This is a genomic window from Pauljensenia sp. C0170B5 (assembly GCF_056590195.1).
On the sequence record NZ_JBWPVR010000001.1, the window covers coordinates 200,028 to 218,697 of the forward strand.

17 protein-coding genes and 1 tRNA gene are annotated in these 18,670 nt (G+C 59.4%); 12 read left to right on the top strand and 6 right to left on the bottom strand.

The genetic code is table 11. From position 1 onward, the window contains the following. Window positions 1-11: 11 nt before the first annotated feature. Complete coding sequence (locus AC1EJZ_RS00860) at window positions 12-995, top strand: PfkB family carbohydrate kinase (protein WP_480293780.1); 984 nt, start codon at window positions 12-14, stop codon at window positions 993-995. Window positions 996-1,024: 29 nt separating this feature from the next. Here AC1EJZ_RS00860 and AC1EJZ_RS00865 read toward each other — a convergent pair whose 3' ends face one another. After that, entirely contained in the window at window positions 1,025-2,014 is a 990-nt protein-coding gene (locus AC1EJZ_RS00865; protein ID WP_480293781.1) for a diaminopimelate dehydrogenase, read from the bottom strand. A 133-nt stretch (window positions 2,015-2,147) separates the two neighbouring features. On the opposite strand from AC1EJZ_RS00865, the gene AC1EJZ_RS00870 reads away from it, so the two are divergent. Continuing rightward, window positions 2,148-2,220, top strand: a tRNA-Arg gene (locus AC1EJZ_RS00870). On the opposite strand, the gene gluQRS is transcribed toward AC1EJZ_RS00870, so the two are convergent. From gluQRS to AC1EJZ_RS00885, 3 genes are read right to left on the bottom strand one after another with little or no spacing between them, the layout of a single operon-like run. Next, a complete protein-coding gene (gluQRS, locus tag AC1EJZ_RS00875) occupies window positions 2,186-3,196 on the bottom strand; it encodes a tRNA glutamyl-Q(34) synthetase GluQRS (RefSeq protein WP_480293782.1) in 1,011 nt (336 codons plus the stop codon). The two genes, AC1EJZ_RS00870 and gluQRS, sit on opposite strands and share 35 nt — an antisense overlap. Window positions 3,197-3,224: 28 nt before the next feature. Beyond that, window positions 3,225-4,049: a hypothetical protein gene (locus AC1EJZ_RS00880; RefSeq protein ID WP_480293783.1), complete on the bottom strand. Its 825-nt coding sequence runs from the start codon at window positions 4,047-4,049 to the stop codon at window positions 3,225-3,227. 16 nt (window positions 4,050-4,065) lie between these two features. Beyond that, window positions 4,066-5,712 carry an L-serine ammonia-lyase gene (locus AC1EJZ_RS00885; RefSeq protein ID WP_480293784.1) on the bottom strand — a complete coding sequence of 549 codons (1,647 nt, stop codon included), beginning with the start codon at window positions 5,710-5,712 and terminating at the stop codon, window positions 4,066-4,068. 110 nt (window positions 5,713-5,822) lie between these two features. Here AC1EJZ_RS00885 and AC1EJZ_RS00890 point away from each other — a divergent pair, with 110 nt between their 5' ends. The 7 genes from AC1EJZ_RS00890 (at window position 5,823) to ppgK (ending at window position 13,761) form a co-directional block, all read left to right on the top strand. Next, window positions 5,823-7,061 carry an ROK family transcriptional regulator gene (locus tag AC1EJZ_RS00890; RefSeq protein WP_480293785.1) on the top strand — a complete coding sequence of 413 codons (1,239 nt, stop codon included), beginning with the start codon at window positions 5,823-5,825 and terminating at the stop codon, window positions 7,059-7,061. A 237-nt stretch (window positions 7,062-7,298) separates the two neighbouring features. After that, the gene (locus AC1EJZ_RS00895; RefSeq protein WP_480293786.1) at window positions 7,299-8,735 is read left to right on the top strand and encodes an extracellular solute-binding protein; all 1,437 of its coding nucleotides are present in this window, start codon (window positions 7,299-7,301) and stop codon (window positions 8,733-8,735) included. Window positions 8,736-8,739: 4 nt separating this feature from the next. Beyond that, window positions 8,740-9,636, top strand: coding sequence for a carbohydrate ABC transporter permease (locus AC1EJZ_RS00900; protein WP_480293787.1), 897 nt, complete (start codon window positions 8,740-8,742; stop codon window positions 9,634-9,636). Continuing rightward, window positions 9,633-10,475 carry a carbohydrate ABC transporter permease gene (locus AC1EJZ_RS00905; protein ID WP_092648957.1) on the top strand — a complete coding sequence of 281 codons (843 nt, stop codon included), beginning with the start codon at window positions 9,633-9,635 and terminating at the stop codon, window positions 10,473-10,475. Before AC1EJZ_RS00900 ends, AC1EJZ_RS00905 begins: the two co-directional genes overlap by 4 nt. Beyond that, window positions 10,472-11,581 carry an ABC transporter ATP-binding protein gene (locus AC1EJZ_RS00910; RefSeq protein WP_285015950.1) on the top strand — a complete coding sequence of 370 codons (1,110 nt, stop codon included), beginning with the start codon at window positions 10,472-10,474 and terminating at the stop codon, window positions 11,579-11,581. The genes AC1EJZ_RS00905 and AC1EJZ_RS00910 overlap by 4 nt, the downstream gene beginning before the upstream one ends. Then, window positions 11,581-12,858, top strand: a complete 1,278-nt coding sequence (locus tag AC1EJZ_RS00915; protein WP_083314350.1) for a CehA/McbA family metallohydrolase — start codon at window positions 11,581-11,583, stop codon at window positions 12,856-12,858. The genes AC1EJZ_RS00910 and AC1EJZ_RS00915 overlap by 1 nt, the downstream gene beginning before the upstream one ends. Window positions 12,859-13,008: 150 nt before the next feature. Beyond that, on the top strand, window positions 13,009-13,761 hold the full coding sequence (gene ppgK / locus AC1EJZ_RS00920) for a polyphosphate--glucose phosphotransferase (RefSeq protein WP_058237923.1): 753 nt from the start codon (window positions 13,009-13,011) through the stop codon (window positions 13,759-13,761). A gap of 3 nt (window positions 13,762-13,764) precedes the next feature. On the opposite strand, the gene AC1EJZ_RS00925 is transcribed toward ppgK, so the two are convergent. Continuing rightward, on the bottom strand, window positions 13,765-15,237 hold the full coding sequence (locus AC1EJZ_RS00925) for a mannitol dehydrogenase family protein (protein WP_480293788.1): 1,473 nt from the start codon (window positions 15,235-15,237) through the stop codon (window positions 13,765-13,767). Window positions 15,238-15,358: 121 nt separating this feature from the next. Here AC1EJZ_RS00925 and mtnN point away from each other — a divergent pair, with 121 nt between their 5' ends. Genes mtnN through AC1EJZ_RS00940 form a run of 3 tightly spaced genes read left to right on the top strand, consistent with a single transcriptional unit; the run spans window position 15,359 to window position 17,445 of the window. After that, window positions 15,359-16,081, top strand: coding sequence for a 5'-methylthioadenosine/S-adenosylhomocysteine nucleosidase (gene mtnN / locus AC1EJZ_RS00930; RefSeq protein WP_480293941.1), 723 nt, complete (start codon window positions 15,359-15,361; stop codon window positions 16,079-16,081). A 4-nt stretch (window positions 16,082-16,085) separates the two neighbouring features. Next, window positions 16,086-16,562, top strand: a complete 477-nt coding sequence (locus AC1EJZ_RS00935) for a low molecular weight protein-tyrosine-phosphatase (RefSeq protein ID WP_480293789.1) — start codon at window positions 16,086-16,088, stop codon at window positions 16,560-16,562. Continuing rightward, a complete protein-coding gene (locus AC1EJZ_RS00940) occupies window positions 16,546-17,445 on the top strand; it encodes a hemagglutinin (protein ID WP_480293790.1) in 900 nt (299 codons plus the stop codon). Before AC1EJZ_RS00935 ends, AC1EJZ_RS00940 begins: the two co-directional genes overlap by 17 nt. Here AC1EJZ_RS00940 and AC1EJZ_RS00945 read toward each other — a convergent pair. Beyond that, a complete protein-coding gene (locus AC1EJZ_RS00945; protein WP_058237528.1) occupies window positions 17,421-18,617 on the bottom strand; it encodes a glycoside hydrolase 5 family protein in 1,197 nt (398 codons plus the stop codon). The genes AC1EJZ_RS00940 and AC1EJZ_RS00945 overlap by 25 nt on opposite strands. Between the last annotated feature and the right edge of the window lie 53 nt (window positions 18,618-18,670).

Below are 18,670 nucleotides of genomic sequence, written 5' to 3' on the forward strand. Positions count from 1 at the left end.
GCAGGATCGCCATGACAACGCAGCAGGTGGGTCGCGTCATCCACACCGGTCAGGTCGTCGTCGACCTGACCATGAATATCGACCACATTCCACAACCGTCCACGGAGATCTTTGCTGACGGATACGGGCTTGAAGTGGGCGGCGGTTTCAACGTCATGTACGCCGTGCGTCAGATGGGCATCATCGCTGAATACGCCGGCGGACTGGGAGTCGGGCCGTTGGCCGATATTGCGCGCGAACGTTTGGTACGCGAAAAAATCGTTGCCAGCGGGTATCGCGACACGACGATGGACACCGGAATCTGTGTGGCGATGACGGATCGCAACGCTGAACGCACCTTTGTTTCGACCCGCGGCGCTGAACTCAACACTCCACTGGACGTCTACGACGATATTCGACTGGGTGTGGGGGACGTTGTCTATATGACGGGGTATTCGCTGGTTGATGAAGCTCCCAAGGCCGCGCTGCTGCGGCTGATTGAACGGCTGCGCACGCACACGGTTAAGCAGTCGGCTGATTCCGATGAGAAACCCACGATCGTGTTCGACCCCTCCACGATGGTGGCTGACATCGACCGCGACACGTTGGAAGCCGTGGCATCTGTGCATCCGATCTGGTCACTCAATGCCCGCGAATCACGCATTGTTGCGGGCACGCTCGGTGTCGAGATTGACGAAACGGACGATGCCTCACAGCTTGCGCTGTCTTTGTCTGAAACAGTGGACGCGCCCGTCATTGTGCGTCAAGGCGGCAAGGGGGCGTTCGTTGCGGCGGGCGGCCGAGTCGAGACCATCGCGCCGCATGCGGTTGATGCCATTGACACGAACGGTGCGGGGGACACGCATTGCGGCGTGGTCTGCGCGATGCTGGCACGCGGAAGCGAACTCAATGAAGCGGTGCGCGTCGCGAACGTGGCGGCGGCACTGTCAGTGACGCGGCGCGGCCCGGCAACATGCCCGAGCCTGGCCGAACTTACCGCCGCACTGTCGTCTTAACGGTATCGCTCACCCACGCCCACGCTAGGTTACAGGAGCTGGGAACGCAGCTCCTCGGCGCTCAGCGGTGAATAGTAGGCGGGCGCAATATCGAAGACGGTCATTGCACCAGTGCGTCCCTCGCGGGCCAGTCGGGCAACCGCGCGGGCAGTTGCCGTCGCGAAAGCACCCGTGAACTGCGGGTTTGATTCAAGCGTCAGGCCGAAGGAGACAACCTGGCGCGCACCACCGGCCGTGTGACCGCTGCGAATCACCTCTCCGCCGTGCGGCATGCCAGTGTGATCACGGTCGAACTCTTCACGGCTGATGAAGTGGACCGTGGTGTCGTAGTCAGCAAAGTAGTTCGGCATCGTGACGATCTCGCGTTCGATGCGTACGCGGTCAGCCCCATCGGCCGCTACAACGAAACACTCGCGGGTGTGCTGCTCACGCGTGGTCAGCTCGAGTTCCTCTCCGGCACGAATCCGCTTGCTGTTTTCTTCGACCGGCACCGTGTACTGGATAGCGGTTTCGACACCCTCGATCCGCCGGATAGCATCGGAATGGCCCTGCGAAACGCCACGACCCCAGAATGTGTAGGTCTTCCCATCCGGCAGAGCGGACTGGGCGATAATGCGGGCCAGTGAGAACAAACCGGGATCCCAGCCGGTTGAAATCACGCTGAGGTGCCCCTCGGCGTCAGCGGCAGCATCAACGGCAGCAAAATACTCGGGAATCTTCGCATGAGTGTCGAAAGAATCAACCGTATTGAACAGTGCGGCAAACTCTGGACCCTGATCTGCCAGATCCGTAGCGGATCCGCCACACAGCACACACACGTCAACTTTGTCACGCCACTGAGGCGCATCACTCACAGCGACAGCTTCGCAGAATTGTGGCTTGATCGTCGCGGGATCGCGTCGTGTAAACACTGCGACCAGCTCCATATCCTCAGCGGCCTGAACTGCCTGCTCAACGGCCTTGCCAAGGTTGCCATACCCGTTAATTGCTACGCGAATTGGTGAATGCCCGTGTGTCATGGGTTGATGGTAGCCCGCACCACCTGCCCCCGCACCAGTGGTGTCCACACTGTGAATGTGGCGACGTTGACACCAATTCGATTTGAAGATCAGGCGCCTGACGGTCTAAAGTTAAGTTCAGCCAAACGGCACTGCGCTCGTAGCTCAATGGATAGAGCATCTGACTACGGATCAGAAGGTTGGGGGTTCGAGTCCCTTCGAGCGCGCAGCGGCCCCGCTCGGTGCGATCCACCGGTCGGGGTTTTGCTTTATTTGCGAGGGCGGCGTCACCATCCAGGGCTCTCGCGGCAAGGCGCGAAGCGCCGACAGATCCAACGCGTCAGAAAGATCATTGATCGAACGCGCACCGCGAACTCCCAGTGATTCACCGATCCACTCAATGACGTCGCTAACCGTCCACCCCAGCTTGCGCAGATCCGACAGCGTCACCGCGCCATCGCGCTTCGCCAGGCGCTGACCGGTGCCTGCGGCGAGCGCCAACGGGACATGGACAAAATTCACCTGGTCGATTCCAAGCATGTCGGCCAGCGCTCCCTGCGCCGACGCCTGACTGAGCAGGTCGTCACCACGCGTCACCTGATCCACACCCTGCGCCGCATCGTCCAGTACGACCGCCAGGTTATAGGCGGGCGTACCGTCGGAGCGCTGAATGACAAAATGATCGACCGGAGCGCGCACCTCACCGTAGAGCTCATCGTGAATGGTCCACTCATCCATCGGGGCGCGCAGCCGCAGCGCCGGACGCCTGCCAGATTCAGCCAGGGCCGCTCGGCGTCGCCCTCGTTCCGCATCACTGAGGTTCAGACACGTGCCGGGATAGTGGCCCGGCGGGCGGTGGGGAGCCGACGCAGCCTCACGAATATCGCGGCGCGAACAGTAGCACTCGAAAACCAGTCCCTGCTCCACCAGGTAGTCGATCGCGCGGCGGTGCACATCCAGGCGGGTTGACTGATACATGACTGGCGCATCCCACATCAGACCCAGCGCCGTCAGGTCAGCGATCTGCGAGTCAGCTGCTCCTGAGCGCACCCGGTCCAGATCCTCGATGCGTAACTTGAAACGCCGGCCCGTTGCCTTCGCCCACAGCCACGCCAGCACCGCGGTGCGCAGATTACCCACATGCAGATCCCCCGACGGAGAAGGCGCGAAACGTCCGGCTCCTAGGGCTTTCACCTCACTCATGCGTCCCTCCTTTCATTGTCGAGGGCGCCTAGCGGCCACTTTGATGCAACGTGATGGATGCCCATACGAACAGGAAGACCGCGACCAGGGCCAGCAGGTGTAACACCACGGTGAGCCAGTTCATCGGATGGACGAATGTGCGATACGTGGCCCAGCCGTCCAGAACGAGAGCCGTCATCAGGTAGTACCAGCGGGCAGTGCGCAGGGGATTCGATGTCACTTCCGGGCGTGACGCCAAACGCGCGGCATACTCCTCAGGCGTGCCGAAATACTCCCACGGATCCAGGTCGTCGGCCTCACCCGGTTCAGTCAGGTGCGACTGGGCGTGTTGCAGGTCGGCACGTGCCAGACGCACCTGCGCCTCGGCTTCCTCCGGGGTCCAGAAGTGGGCGGCTCGCAGAACCCGCGAGGTGCGGACGTACCAGTTGTTTTGTCTGTGATCATTGTGCTCGTGGAGGGCGTCAGTCTCGCGCCACAACCCGATGCATACGATGATGACGCCGACGGCGAGGATACCGAGACGCGGAACCAGGACGCTGAGTTCATCGGGCACGCGCTGATCCACGATGTGAGCCAGTGCGATGATCATGCCGATTGCGGCGATGGCGCCGACAGACCACGCCACCATGTGCTGCCACAGACCCCGTACATATGACAGGGAAATGCCGTGCGCACAGGTCGCCACGAAGAAGACGGCGACGGCGATGAACAGGTGCCGGCTTTCAAATATGGTGGGTGCCATGCGCAGGCGCCATGTTCCCTCGCCAAGAAGTGACAACGCAATGATGACGATGCCGAGGATCAGGGTCGCGCCTTTCGCCACGCCCCAGTATCGCTTCGGTGGTGGAGCCATTTCGTCACCTTCTCATTCAGCATTCCACGACGTTGACGGCTAATCCGCCAGCTGACGTCTCTTTGTATTTCGACAACATGTCGTTACCGGTTTGGCGCATCGTTTCGATCACGGCATCGAGGCTCACTGTGTGCCTCCCGTCGCCCCATAGTGCCATACGGGCTGCGTTGATCGCTTTGACGGCGGCAATCGCGTTGCGTTCAATGCATGGAACCTGCACCAAACCTCCCACAGGATCGCACGTCAACCCTAAAGAATGCTCCATGGCGATCTCCGCTGCATTTTCCACCTGGAGTGGTGAACCACCCAGAGCCTGAGCCAGTCCGGCTGCAGCCATCGCAGATGCTGATCCCACTTCACCCTGGCATCCCACTTCGGCACCAGCGATTGACGCATTCGTCTTGATCAGCGCGCCGATGGCCGTGGCTGCGAGCAGGAATTGGCGTATGGCTCGGGTGCGACGCATACCCGAGCCGCCCTCGTCATCACTGGCGAACAGAGATGAGTCGACGCTGGGCGTAAACGTGGTGGCCCCCGCCTCAGGGCAATACGACACAAGGTATCCGAGCACGGCGGGGATGACGCCGGCTGCTCCGTTCGTCGGAGCAGTGACGATCTGGTGACCTGACGCATTTTCCTCATTGACAGCCAGTGCAAACAGGTTGACCCAGTCGATTGCGCGCATCGGATCGTCAGGTCGCTCGGCCCACGATGGTGCTGCAGAATTGCCATGCTGAGGGCGGTTACCTTGGGCGCACAGTTGAGTGAACAATGTGTGGGCGCGTCGACGCACATCGAGTCCGCCCGGCAGGATCCCGGTCGCGCTGATTCCCGCTTCGATGCAGCTGAACATCGTCGCGGCGATGCGGTCAATGTACCCGTCGACCATTTCGGTTGGACGCATCGACCGCTCATTGGCGTAGACGAGATCTGCGATGGACAGCTGCCGGGATGCGCACTGATCCAGCAGCTCGCGGGCTGATGCAAAGGGATAGGGAGCCTGGCAGCCGTGAATGTCGGCAGCATCGGGAGCTACGAGGGATGTCACCTCCGGATGGGCGGTGTCATCGTTGGTTTGCATCATGACGAAACCGCCGCCGATGGAGTAGAAGGTGCGCCTGCGCGCAATGCGCCGATACATCTGGTCTGCCCACGCCGTGATGGTCAGCGCGTTGACGTGGTACGGCAGGATCGTTTCAGGTTCGAAACGAATATCGCGCGCGATGTCGAAGAACACGGAGCGGTGGGCACCCACGGGCAAAATTCCTGTGCGGCTGACCGTGGGGAAGAGCGATTCGACGGTGGTGATGTTCACGGTTTCCGGGTCGTAGCCGGCCAGTCCCAACAACGTGGCTCGGTCGGTGTTGTGGCCTCGTCCAGTTGCTGCCAGCGACCCGTACAGGTCCACTGTGATTCGTTCGGGTGCAGTGTCGGTGTACTCCAGCTCGGTGGCAAAGGCCAGCCCCGCGCGCATCGGGCCAACCGTGTGGGACGAGGAAGGCCCAATCCCAATGCGAAATAGATCGAAGACCGACAGGGGGTGCGGCGCGTCCGCTGCACTGACGGCGCCGGCCAGGAGTGACGCAGGGGTAGGCTCTTCAGCCCCTCCCTGAGCAACAACTGCCTGCCCCCGGTTGAAATAATGGTCGTTAATCCTGTGCATAGGCCTATTGTGCCGCCTAATTGGACTTCAAGTTGCGTAAAGTAGTAGGTGATTATGTTTGTTGCTGCCACCGTTGCGGATGGTCGCTCAATAATCTAACGGAGGGGAAGATGAGAATCGGGACCAGTCTGGTAGAAGTTGGTCAATATAACGAAAAAGTTGTCCTAAATGCTTTAAGACGTCTGGGGCCTGCGAGCCAGCGTGATATTGCCGCAAGCACCCAGCTATCGGTTCAAACTGTGTCGGCAATCGTTCGCCACCTTCTGTCCATCGACGTCCTCAGGGAAATCGGTACGGACTTTCGTGGACGAGGGCGTCCCCACGTCATCGTTGATCTGGTCCCGGAAGCTGCCTACTCGATCGGCGTTCACGTCGATCCGGCGGTGACCAGCCTGGTTATGCTCGATATGAAAGGCCGTGTCGTTGCTTCCAGCGATTCCGATGAGCCAACCTTGGCTGATCCGGTTGAGGCGATGAAGCAGACTGCCGGAAGGATCCGGGAGCTGGCGGAACGAACCGGTGTTCCGGAAGACAGAATTGTCGGCGTGTGCATGGCAGTGCCTGGAGTTGTTGACGTGGCGAACGGATCGCTTAGGGAATCCGTCTGGCTTCCTGAATGGCAGGACGCACCGCTGGGTGCACTGCTGGCGGAAGGGCTGGGAGCTGAAAAGCCCATTCCGGTTGTCAAAGACACGATTTCGGCATCGATCGGTGAATGCTGGGTGCGCGGTGGCGGCATCCTGGATTCAACGATGGTCTTCGTATACTTGGGTGCCGGAATCGGACTTGGCCTGGCGGTCGATGGTGAGCCGCTTGCCGGAGCGTCCGGTAACTCCGGTGAAGTGGGCACAATCCTGAAGACGCTGGGCATGTTCGAAGAGGATAGCGACGGTGGCCTCGACAACGATCCTGCTCTGCTTGTAGAGCGGGCTCACGGAAAGGGTGCCATCGACGGTGATCTTCCGCCGCGCGCCGACCACCACGCTGTGCGCGAAGCTCTGCACCAGGTGTGTGACAAGGCCGAAAATGGCAACCAGGAAGCACGCGACATCCTCCAGGCAGCTGCGCAGCGTATCGCAACCCTGACGGTGGGGGCAGTAGAACTCATTGATGCTGACCTGATCGTGCTGGGCGGTCCGTATTTCAAGGAACTGCAGCCCTACTACCAGAAAGCTGTGGAGGATCTGCTGGCGGAGTCCGCAACTCAGCGTCACCGTGACGTGCAGATCATGGAGTCGATTATGGACGAGGATGCCGGCGCCATCGGCGCAGCAGCCGTCGTTCTGGACCGCAGGTACACGCCACGTTCGCGACGCACGCGCATGGAGGATATGCCGAACAGAGACTGAGCACACCATGTGCTGACGGCACGCGACGAGATGTTTCGGATGAATGTCGCATCCTGGTTGACAAGTAGGTGAGTGCGAATAAGACTGGGTGTGACTCGAAGAACAGCTCGCCGCGTGCCTGTTCTTTTGACGCGGCGGCCCCTTCGGATCAGACAGTGAACACCATCTGACAATCTGACAATCTGACAATCAGAATTTGTACCAATACAGCTCACGCGTAAAAGAGGTTTTCACATCATGAAGCGTCACAATCGTCTTGTTCACACAGCTTTGTTAACTGCAGCAACGTGTACTTTCATCACCGCATGTTCATCGGGTTCAGGCGGCGAAAGCGATCAGCCGGATGCGGGGCAATCCTCGGGCGAAGATGGGGGAGCCATTTCGCTGTCGATCACTGCCAACTCGATTGCCGGAGGCAAGGGAGCGGCTGAAGCCGAATGGATTCAGGACTGGGTTATTCCCGAATTCGAAAAAGCTCAGGCTCAGGCGGGTAAAGATGTGACGGTGACGTTCATCCCGCAGGGGGTTGGCGATGAAGACTACAAAACCAAGATTGCGCTCGACTTTGAATCAGGCAAGAGCGCTGACGTGGTCGGACTGGACGGAATCTGGATCGGGGAATTCGCGGAGGCAGGCTACATTAAGCCGCTGAAAGAGGTTGTAGGAGATGCGGTTAGCCAGTGGGATGGCTGGGAGCAGATCCCTGAAGCTGTTCAAAATGCCGCGTCCTTCAACGATGAGCTGTATGGTGTTCCGGTGGGCGCTGATGGCCGCGTCCTTTACTACAACAGGGAGCTCTTCGCTAAGGCTGGGCTTCCTGAACCGTGGGAACCGAAGTCGTGGGATGACGTTCTCGATGCGGCACGCCAACTGAAAAAACTGGATGGAATCACACCGATCCAGCTCAATGCCGGTACGGCAATGGGTGAAGCGACCACAATGCAGGGCTTCCTCCCAATGCTGGTGGGAACCGGGGAGCAGCTGTGGGAAAATGGCAAATGGCGCGGCGATACCCCTGGGATGCGCGCAGTTGTGAACCTTTACAAGACCATCTATGTTGATGAAGAACTTGGTGACCCGATCCTGCAGCAGGAGAGCGCTGGGCGTGATAATTCCTTCGCTGAATTTGCGGCCGGTAAGATCGGTATTCTTCTTGAAGGCGATTACCTGTGGCGGTCAGTGATCAACCCGGCTGAAGGCGTGGGAACAGCTCCGATTGAGAACCGTGAGGAAGTTGTCGGATACACGCTGATTCCGGCGATGCAGCCAGGAAAGGGCGTGCGCTCGCAGGACTTCGTTTCAATGTCAGGTGGTGTCGCCAGGGTTCTCAATCCTGCCAGTGCGCACCCTGAAGAAGCATGGGAATTATTGACGTTTATGAGCTCACCGGAGGCTTTCGAGGTGCGGGCAAAAGGCACGTTGTCAATCTCTCCGCGGCTCGATGTTAATGAAAAGCTCCTGCCCAACGAACCCATGCTCACCTATGTTTCGGAAAACGTTCTGCCGATTACGTCCTATCGTCCAGGCGTAGCTGAGTACCCGGAGGTTTCTGTCGCCATCCAGCAGCTCACTGAGGACGTTGTCGCAGGCGTGTCCATTGACGATGCCCTTGCCACGTATGTGTCCACGCTTGAAGGAATCGTCGGAGCCGAAGCGGTCGCGAGTGCGAACTGACACCATGAAACGTCGCCGCGTACGCGCCGATGACGTTGCGGGGCTCGGGAAAGCCCGAGCTAGCGCATTCGTCATTCCGGCGCTCGTGCTTATCGCGTTGTTCCTCCTGTTTCCGGCTGTCTGGACGATTGTGCTAGGCATGACGAACTTCAGGCTGACAGGCAGCGCCGCAGCGAACACACAGTTCGTTGCGCTGGATAACTATTTTCACGCACTGAAAGATCCCTCATTTTGGAACTCGGTGCGTCTCAGTGTTGTTTTTGTCGCTCTTTCGGGCGTGGTGGGGCAAACGGTAACCGGTTTCTTCCTCGCGTGGAGTACGCGGCGCATTGCAGGGTGGGCCCGCACACTCTTGGAATCCGTCGTCCTTGCCGCGTGGGTTATCCCAGGGTCAGTCGGCGCATTCGTGTGGCTCGCTCTGCTTGACCGGCGTGGCGGAACACTGAATGCGCTTGTGCACACCCCGAACACCGCTTGGCTCATTGACCATCCGCTCACCGTCATCATCATTTTCAACATCTGGTGTGGAACGGCGTTCTCGATGCAGCTTTTCTCGTCCGCTCTGTCATCGGTGGCTCCCTCGCTGCTGGAAAGTGCCAGGATGGCTGGTGCGTCACCCCTCCGTCAGCTCAATGACGTGGTGATTCCTACCATCCGTGGCCATATTCTCACGAATACCCTGATGATCACGTTGTGGACATTCAATACATTTACGCCCTTCCTCCTGACCGCCGGAGGCCCGGGTCGCAAGACGGAAATCCTTTCGGTATATATCTACAAAACAGCAATTCCGGGCGGAAAGCTGGGCTTGGGAGCAGCACTGTCAGTACTCATGCTGGTGATCAACCTCATCATTGCCCTGATCTATATGCGGGTGGGACGCGGAAAGAAGACTCCATGAGCACGACGTCCATAGGCGCACATGGTCGACATGTCCTGCACAGAATCGTTTTTTCAATTCTGCTTGGGTTCATTGGAGTGTTCTTTGCACTTCCACTGACGTGGCTTTTCATCGCACCTTTCGATGAGAACCCGACGATGGCGTTGAAGATGCCCGAATGGTCTTTGGCCAACTTTCATCGTCTGGCTGACAATCCGTATGCGTTTGCGTCAATCGTCAATTCCCTGATCATTGCCGGTGGGACGATGCTGCTGACAGTCGTTGGAGGCACCCTTGCGTCATACGCACTTTCACGGGTGCGCATTCCCATGCGAGACGGATTGCTCTACGGCATGCTTCTGCTTTCATCCATCGTGACGGGCACTGCCGCCATGGTTCCCACCTTTCAACTGATGAATGCCATTGGGCTGATCGATACACACACAGGTGTCATCCTGGTTCTCACCGGAGGCATGCTGCCTACCGTCATTTTCATTCTGAAAGACTTCATGGACTCTGTCCCTAAGTCTTATGAAGAATCCGCGCGATTGGCCGGCGCAGGTCCTGCACGTATCCTGTGGGACGTTGTGATCCCCATTGCCCGGCCCGGTATAGCATTCGTGGCAATCTGGACGGTTGTGCAGGTGTGGGGTAACTTCCTTGTTCCGTTCATCCTGTTGCGTGATCCCAGCAAGCAGCCAGCAGCAGTAGTGATGTACACCTTCTACACGGAGGCGGGGCAGGTGGATCTACGGCTCCTGTCCGTATTCGCACTGGTTTTCGCGTTGCCGGTGTTGCTGATCTATTTCTTTGTGAACCGTCGTTTCGGTTTTCGCTTCTACGGAGGAATCAAATCATGACTGAGACCGTTTCAATGCGCCAGCTGGTTAAAGAATTCCCGAACGGGGTGCGTGCCGTGGACTCAGTTTCCATGAACATTCATGAGGGTGAATTTTTCGCGCTGCTTGGCCCGTCGGGTTGCGGCAAGACCACTTTACTTCGCCTCATAGCAGGTCTCGAGCAACTTACCGGGGGCTCACTTGAAATCAACGGCGACGACATGACGGAGGTGGAGCCGGGTGATCGAGGCGTAGCGATGGTCTTCCAGGACTACGCACTGTTCCCGCATATGAATATTTCCGACAATATCTCCTACCCGCTTAAGGTCCGCCGGGCCTCACGAGAGGTTCGCCGCGAAGCGGCCGAAACCACTGGTAAACGACTTTCACTGGAGCATTTGCTTGAACGCAGACCCGCCCAGCTATCAGGCGGACAGCAGCAGCGTGTCGCTCTGGCCCGTGCGATCGCCACCCGTCCTGACGTCCTGCTGCTGGACGAACCGCTGTCAAACCTCGACGCTCGGTTACGTCTTGAGGCGCGATCCTTCCTGAAGGAGCTTCAGCGTGAGCTTGGTCTGACTTCGGTGTTCGTTACGCATGATCAGGCAGAAGCGCTCGCTTTGGCAGATCGTATTGCAGTGATGAAGGACGGGAAGATCCAACAGGTAGGAACGCCCCGCGAGGTGTTTCACTCGCCAGAGAATGCTTTTGTGGCGTCCTTTATTGGATCGCATCCGATGAACCTGAATGCTGGGACGCTCAAGGTTGAGAACGGAGTAACGATGCTGGATGCATTCGGGATCCATATTCCGCTGGCCGCATCGGTTATCAGCATTGACGTGCCCGGCAGCGACCCGCGACCCGTCATATGGGGAATCCGTCCCGAATACGTTACGTGGTCGCAAACGGAAACGCCCGGAGCGCTGCGCGCCAGGATTGCGACTGTGGAGAATCTAGGCGCCTCGGCCCTCCTGACCGCACGCTGCGGAGATGACCGATTCCAGGCAGTTGTGCCCGAGAGTCCGCTTCCCCATGTCGACCAGGAATGCTGGTTCGCATTCCCAGTCTCAAAGGTGCTTGTCTTCGATCCTCAAACAGGTCATCGAATTGGCGGAGGCGATCAGTGATGGCACCTGCTCAACGCACACTTGTTGAACGCACCTTCCACGTGACCCTGGCGGATCAGGCCGCCAACCGTTACCCGCGAGTCGAGTTCGAGGTTGATGGGTTCGACTCCATCGAAGCGACACTGAGTTTTTCGCGCGAAGGCGGCGCTGGTATCGACATGGGCTGCGAATCGCCGCAAGGCTGGCGCGGATGGTCCGGGGGTGCGCGCACCAGCTTCATCATTGCCCGTAGCGACGCCACGCCGGGCTACATTCCCGGTGACCTGGAGTCGGGCACGTGGGCAGTCGTCCTCGGACTTCATACTGTCCCTTCGCACGGGTGCGACGTGACGGTGTGCGTGCGCACACCCGCCAGCGGATCCATTGACCACGGACCGGCCGATGAGCCGATCCACCGTGAGGTGCGCGGCAGTGAACGCGGACTGCCTGCCCCGCCCGGACTGACGTGGTACGCAGGTGACCCGCATAATCACTGCCTGCATTCCGACGGGCAATTGTCGCTGTGGCAACTCGCGAACGAGGGCGTCGCCTCCGGCCTTGACTACCTCGGCTGCACGGATCACAACACAGTGAGCCACCATCCCCACCTGGCGGCTGTCAGTGCTCGCCACGGAATTACGCTGATTCCCGGTCAGGAGATGACAACGCACCGCGGGCACGCCAACGCGTGGGGCCAGGTCGGCTTTATCGATTTTCGTCAGCCGGCGCAACGGTGGGTGGACGAAGCTGCTGAGCGTGACGCATTCATGTCCATTAATCACCCGGTGTCCGATGACTGCTCGTGGCTGCATCCACTGGAGACGGAACCACCAGGCGCGGAGCTGTATCACGGAAGCTGGTACCTGCGCCCGACTGACACCTCGATCCTGGCGTGGCATGCCCGCTGGAAACACGATGTGGTGGTGATGGGCGGAGGAGACTTCCATCATTACTCCACACCGCTGCGCCCCGGTATGCCGACCACATGGCTGGCAGCTGAAGAATGTACGCCCGAGGCACTGATCGACGCGATGAAAGCGGGACGTACTACCATCACAGCGGCGGCACGGATGGTCAGCGAAAATGAAGCACGTCCGATCCTGTTCGATATTCCGACAATGATTCGACTGGATGAAGACGGGATTATCGCTGTCGATGCGATCGGTACCGTTATGGTCGACCGTTTGGGGGAGCGCATCTGTGTCACCGACCAGAATCAACGCATCGCCGCGCCGCGCCGCTTTGGACCGTTCCGTCTGGAAGGAGCAGACCGCCGCGTACTGGCTCTGTGCGGGTGAGTGTGCTGCGCATAAAACCGCACCACGTGGCTGCCGAGTTCTGCACGAATGAGGCATAACGCGTTTGAAGATGTTCGCACTGAGGGCGACGTGGTGGAATAGTAAGATCGGTAAGTAAACAATCGTGGCATGAAGAGCGGAGCAGGTCCCATGGCTACCCAGGCATTTGGAATCGACATTGGTGGATCAGGCGTCAAGGGGTCACTCGTTGACCTGAAGATCGGGCGCGTCCTGCGCGACCCCATCACAATCCCCACACCTGCTCCGGCCACCCCGGACCACGTCATCGCCGCATGCCAACAACTGATCGACCAGTTTGACGTTGCAGACGACGTGCCCGTCGGCATTTCTTTCCCCGCACCGATCAAACACGGCGTGATCCCCTTCATGGCGAACCTTGACCAGGAATGGGTTGGCATCAACGCCGAGGAACGATTCTCCACTCAGCTGGGACGGCCCACCGTCGTCATTAACGATGCCGACGCAGCCGGCCTGGCAGAGGTTCGCTTTGGTGCAGGCGCCGGCGTAGGAGGCGTTGTCATTGTCACCACGCAGGGAACGGGCATCGGATCCGGCATGTTCATTGACGGCACACTGGTTCCCAACACCGAGCTGGGACACCTTGAAATTGACGGGCGTGACGCCGAGTCACACGCGTCAGCCCGCCAGAAGACGGTGTACAACCTGACGTGGGAGCAGTGGGCAGAGCGTCTCCAGCGCTACTACTCGCATGTCGAAATGCTCTTTTCACCTGACCTGTTTGTCGTAGGGGGCGGCGTGTCGGAAAATCACGACAAGTTCCTGCCGTTGCTGGACCTGAAGACACCGATCATTCCGGCGAAGCTGGGTAACCTCGCCGGAATCATCGGAGTTGCGTGTGCTGCCGGTGAGGCAGCCCGCTAAGCGTCAGTTCGCCTGAGCAATCAGCTCACGCATGACGGCGCGGGCACCGTCGCGCCGAATTGCGTGCAGCCAGTGTTCGAAGCGATCCGCAAACTCACTGGTTGATTCCAGCTCGCCGAACAGGCGGGCATCGCTCAGCAAAGCGCGCGCATTTCCGGCCTTTTGCTGCTGCGCCAGCGAGATCAGGCGATCCCGATACTGGTCGTTGATGGTGATCGGCGCGCCGTCCTCGTCGTTGCCTTCCAGTGTGAGCGCCCACGCCGCACACATCGCCGCACCCAGATCAACCGGGCGACCCTGCTCGATGCATCCGCGCAGAGCCGGCAGAACGAATTTGGGCACGCGGTCCGATGCGTCTTCGGCCAGACGATTCAGCGTGTCAGCAATGGCGTGATTGGTGAAACGCTCGAAAAGCGTATCGACATACTGGTCGAGGTCGATGCCCGGCACGGGACGCAGGGTCGGCAGTGCTTCACGCTCCAGGTAGGCGCGCGTCACAGCTTCAATGTCCGGATCTTCAGCGGCCTCATGTGCGTAGGTCATTCCCAACAGGCGGCCCCAGTGTGCGAGCATCTGGTGGGCGGCGTTGAGCAGGCGGAGCTTCATCAGCTCGTAGGGCACCACATCCGTGACCATCTGGGCGCCGACTTCTTCCCACTGCGGGCGGCCTGCCGGGAACTTGTCTTCAATAACCCACTGAATGAACGGTTCAGCGCCAACCGGCCACGCATCTTCGATCCCCCACTGCTGTTCGACCAGTTCGCGATCTTCGTCAGTGGTCACGGGCGTGATCCGGTCGACCATGCAGTTCGGGAACGCAACATTGTCGTCGATCCACTGCGCCAGCTCCTGATCCGACAGTGCTGCCTGCCCACAGGCTGAATCGTGCGCAATGTGACCGTTGCCCGGCAGGTTGTCGCACGACAGTACGGTGAACGGTTCAATTCCGCGCTCGCGGCGCAGCCTGAGTGCCTCGACGATCAATCCGAATGGCGTGTGAGGCGACTGAGGTGATTGACCGTCCTCACGCGCAGCGTCATCCGGGGCGAATTCACCGGTCGCATCATCGATCGGGTAGCCTCCCTCGGTGATCGTCAGCGACACAATGCGAGTTGAGGGAGCTGCAAGCACGTCGAGCACTGCCTGAGTATCGTCTACCGCCAGCATATGATCCATGATCGAGCCGATCACGCGCGCATCGTACGAGCCATCGGGTGCTTTGAGGACCAGAGTGTACATGCAGTCCTGCGCATGCAGAGCATCGTGCATACGTCGGTCTCGCTCCAGCACGCCTACACCGCAGATGCCCCACTCCGGCACGTCATCATCATGCTGACGCAACAGTTCATCAAGGTAGGCGGCCTGGTGAGCTCGATGAAAGTTTCCCATTCCGAAATGCACGATCACATTGCGTGGCTCGGATTTCGGTGAGCGTGAGTATGTGGGTGCAAGATCGCTGTGCGCGGGTAACGTCATCTGTGGCTCCCTCTGATCTTAAACTTGGAGATTTTTCCGTTGTCCCTGACATTTCCAGTGTAGGACACACGTATATCCAAAGGTGGCGGCAGGATTGCAGGCCGGCGATAATACGTGCGTGATGATCTTTATCCAGTGCGCCATGGCGATGGAAGCAGCACCGTTTGTCGACCAGCTTGAGCCAGGCGCCACCCGCCACATTATCGGCCATGCTGACACTCACCAGCAGGTCTTTACGCGAGGGACACTGCGCGGCCACGACGTCGTGGTGGTCGAATCCGGTATCGGCCTGGCGAATGCTGCGAGCGCCACAGCCCGCGCACTCACATTCGTCGAGGACCCGGCGACTGCGTTAGTCGTTGTTGCCGGAACATGCGGTGGCCTGGATGAGGAAGCCCAGGTGGGTGACGTCATTGTCGGTACCAGCACCGTGTATTCCAGTGCCGATGCCACAGAATTCGGGTACGCACCCGGCCAGATTCCGCAGATGCCTCCGGAATACACTGCAGGGCAGCACGCTGCGGCATGCGCCGCCAGTGTCGAGGGTGTGCGCGCCGGCCAGGTCATCTCCGCCGATTCATTTGTCACCGCGCGCACTGTCCACACTGTTCGCACTCGTTTCCCTGCAGCGCTGGCGACCGACATGGAAACAGCCGGTGTAGCTCAGGTCTGCTTCGGCACACGCACCCCCTGGATCAGCATGCGGGCGGTATCCGACCTGTGTGGCCCGCAGGCCGGCCAGGACTTCCACATGGACGGCGACAAGGCCGCGCGCATCTCTGCCGCAGCGGTATGTGAGCTGCTCGACCTGATCGGCGGCACTCAGGTGTATCAGGCACAATAGTCGCATGTCGTTTTCAGTAGTCATGGTATGTACCGGAAACATTTGTCGATCCACAATGGCCGAACAGCTCCTTCGTGAAGCTGTTGAGCACGCGGACCTTGATGTGCGAGTGGATTCGGCAGGGATCTCCGATGAGGAGGAGGGTAACCCGATCGATTATCGTGCCGAGCGTGTGCTGCGCGAAGCAGGATACGGCATCCCCACCCATCGGGCGCGCCAGCTGCTGCCCAGTGAACTGAGCCAGTGGGACCTGATCATTGCGATGACTCGCGGCCATGAACGGGCAATCGAGCGCATGGCTGCACGCACTGGAACGGATCCGGATGTCCACCTGATGCGCGAATTCGATCCGCAGGCAGATTCGGACCTGGATCTTCCTGACCCGTGGTATGGCGGGCATCAGGATTTCGTCGACACCCTCGAGGTTCTCGAACGCTCTATCCCGGGCGTGGTTGACTATATCCGTGAGCACAGGCAATAGTCACCACTCCGACAGCCAGTCGCCTCGGGCAGCGTTGACGTCGATCGGAATCATCGTGCTCGCAGTCGCCGTGGTGATCGCGCTGGTCGTTCTTGTGACGACGACGCTGTCTAGCCGCGGTAAGAAGGACACGTTTGAACCGCCCGCGCACGCTGCGCCACCTTCGGGGCCTGTGACACCGCCGCTGGATTTTTCGGGCTTCGACCCGTCGAACATCATCTCTGACGAGGAATTCTTCAATGACCGCGCACTGACGCAGGATCAGATCGAAGCGTTCATCACCCAGTGGAACGATGGCTGCAGACCCAGCCCCGATGGCACGCCGTGTCTGAGTTCCTACCGTGAAGACACGGCCGACATCCCCGCCGACGAGTACTGCGATGGTTTTGCGGGCCAGGCGGGCGATACCCCGGCATCGATTGTCTCCAAAACTGCTCTCAGCTGCGGTATTAACCCGGAAGTGCTGCTGGTGATGCTTCAAAAGGAACAGGGATTGATCACTGCTTCGGGCGCGAAGTTGGTCCCGAGTCGTTACGCTTCCGCGATGGGATACGCATGCCCCGACCGGCAGACGTGCGACCCGCAGTATGCAGGTTTTGCCACGCAGGTTTTCCACGCTGCCAGGCAGTTCAGAATTTACGAGGGCACCCCCGGCATGTACGACGTGATTCCTGGGCAGGTCAACACCATCCGATTCCACCCCGACGAGGCGTGCGGTGGCAGCGATGTGATGGTGGAGAATCAGGCCACAGCGAATCTGTATAACTACACGCCTTACCAGCCCAACGATGCCGCACTCACCGGTCATCCCGGCGACCAGTGTTCAAGCTGGGGCAACGCGAACTTCTACGCGTACTATCACGCGTGGTTTACACGCAGCTGAGGCCACACGTGATCCCGGGTCCAGATGCGTTGGAAAGTGTCGAAGACGTCGCCCTGGGGGCCTGCCTCGTGACGCAATGCGGGGTCTGCTGGCACGTCTAGTACGGGACGCTCAGCTGAGTCAGCGCCAGCCGTGCCGATATTGTCACCGGAACGCACAGCGTGAGCAAATTCGGCTACTGCCCGCCCGACGGGCTTGACTTTACCGTCGCTGTCGATCAGGCCGAGTGAATACTCCAGTTCGGGGAAGTCAGCCAGTTTGCGGGACACATCATGGGAACACCACCAGGTGATGCCAGTCAACTCCGGCACGTCGATCACTCCGCGGATTGTTGCGGTAGCAAAGTCTGCAGCGTCCTCAGCCGTGACACATGTGATCGGAGCGCCCACCTCCTGAAGCCATACGCCGCGGTCAGGCACGTTGCAGTATCTGTTCCATGCGCAGGCCAGCTCGACCAGGTAGCGCGCGAATACCTCCAGTGCCGGATGCCGCTTGCCGTAACGCGGCCCGACGTGGGCAAAAACCCACGAATGAACGGTAGTCAGATCGCCGAACTGCGTTGCAAATGGTGGAATGAACGGATGAGTGGCATCGAACCAGAGGTCATCATCAAAGCAGTGCACGCATGCACAGCGTCGATCAACTGCCCCGAATATTTCAGTGAGCCAGCGACGCGCTCCGTCTGTATCGACCCTGCTGTGATCGGGATGGCGTGCTGCGGCAAACTGAGGAAATTCGTTTCCAATGCATATGCCGGCCGTGCCGGGCTCGTCAGCCAACTGTGTGCTCAACTCATTGACGAGGGCGGCCTGTCCGCTGCGAATACGCTCGGACGTGAAGAGATCATCATGATGCCAGGTCACCGTCCACGAAGGAAGAAAATCAAAAGATGACAGGTGTCCCTGCAGGACATCGACCCATGTGCTCATTCCACGTTCGTGTGCCAACTGCACGAGGCGGCGCACGTCGTCGATTGCTGATTGGCGAATCAGTGTGCGATTGGGTTGGAGCAATGGCCACAGCGGGAAGATGCGGATGTGATCCATTCCTAAAGCGGCGATCGCATCGAGGTCGCGTGCTGTCTGATCGGCATCGAAGTCGAGCCATGAATGAAACCAGCCTGCCCGGGGCGTGTAATTTACGCCGAAGGCAATCTGTCGAATACTGCTCATGACAGCCTCTTTCTCGCGTGGAGTATGACAATGCGGGAATGGCGGTGTGCTCA

What these genes read in the sequence shown, in the direction of transcription:
- AC1EJZ_RS00890 (WP_480293785.1), top strand. Translation starts at nt 5,823, where the DNA reads ATGAGAATCGGGACCAGTCTGGTAGAAGTTGGTCAATATAACGAAAAA.
- AC1EJZ_RS00935 (WP_480293789.1), top strand. Translation starts at nt 16,086, where the DNA reads ATGTCGTTTTCAGTAGTCATGGTATGTACCGGAAACATTTGTCGATCC.
- AC1EJZ_RS00925 (WP_480293788.1), bottom strand. Translation starts at nt 15,237, where the DNA reads ATGACGTTACCCGCGCACAGCGATCTTGCACCCACATACTCACGCTCA.
- AC1EJZ_RS00885 (WP_480293784.1), bottom strand. Translation starts at nt 5,712, where the DNA reads ATGCACAGGATTAACGACCATTATTTCAACCGGGGGCAGGCAGTTGTT.
- AC1EJZ_RS00880 (WP_480293783.1), bottom strand. Translation starts at nt 4,049, where the DNA reads ATGGCTCCACCACCGAAGCGATACTGGGGCGTGGCGAAAGGCGCGACC.
- AC1EJZ_RS00895 (WP_480293786.1), top strand. Translation starts at nt 7,299, where the DNA reads ATGAAGCGTCACAATCGTCTTGTTCACACAGCTTTGTTAACTGCAGCA.
- AC1EJZ_RS00900 (WP_480293787.1), top strand. Translation starts at nt 8,740, where the DNA reads ATGAAACGTCGCCGCGTACGCGCCGATGACGTTGCGGGGCTCGGGAAA.
- AC1EJZ_RS00915 (WP_083314350.1), top strand. Translation starts at nt 11,581, where the DNA reads ATGGCACCTGCTCAACGCACACTTGTTGAACGCACCTTCCACGTGACC.
- AC1EJZ_RS00860 (WP_480293780.1), top strand. Translation starts at nt 12, where the DNA reads ATGACAACGCAGCAGGTGGGTCGCGTCATCCACACCGGTCAGGTCGTC.
- AC1EJZ_RS00910 (WP_285015950.1), top strand. Translation starts at nt 10,472, where the DNA reads ATGACTGAGACCGTTTCAATGCGCCAGCTGGTTAAAGAATTCCCGAAC.
- AC1EJZ_RS00945 (WP_058237528.1), bottom strand. Translation starts at nt 18,617, where the DNA reads ATGAGCAGTATTCGACAGATTGCCTTCGGCGTAAATTACACGCCCCGG.
- ppgK (WP_058237923.1), top strand. Translation starts at nt 13,009, where the DNA reads ATGGCTACCCAGGCATTTGGAATCGACATTGGTGGATCAGGCGTCAAG.
- gluQRS (WP_480293782.1), bottom strand. Translation starts at nt 3,196, where the DNA reads ATGAGTGAGGTGAAAGCCCTAGGAGCCGGACGTTTCGCGCCTTCTCCG.
- mtnN (WP_480293941.1), top strand. Translation starts at nt 15,359, where the DNA reads ATGATCTTTATCCAGTGCGCCATGGCGATGGAAGCAGCACCGTTTGTC.
- AC1EJZ_RS00865 (WP_480293781.1), bottom strand. Translation starts at nt 2,014, where the DNA reads ATGACACACGGGCATTCACCAATTCGCGTAGCAATTAACGGGTATGGC.
- AC1EJZ_RS00905 (WP_092648957.1), top strand. Translation starts at nt 9,633, where the DNA reads ATGAGCACGACGTCCATAGGCGCACATGGTCGACATGTCCTGCACAGA.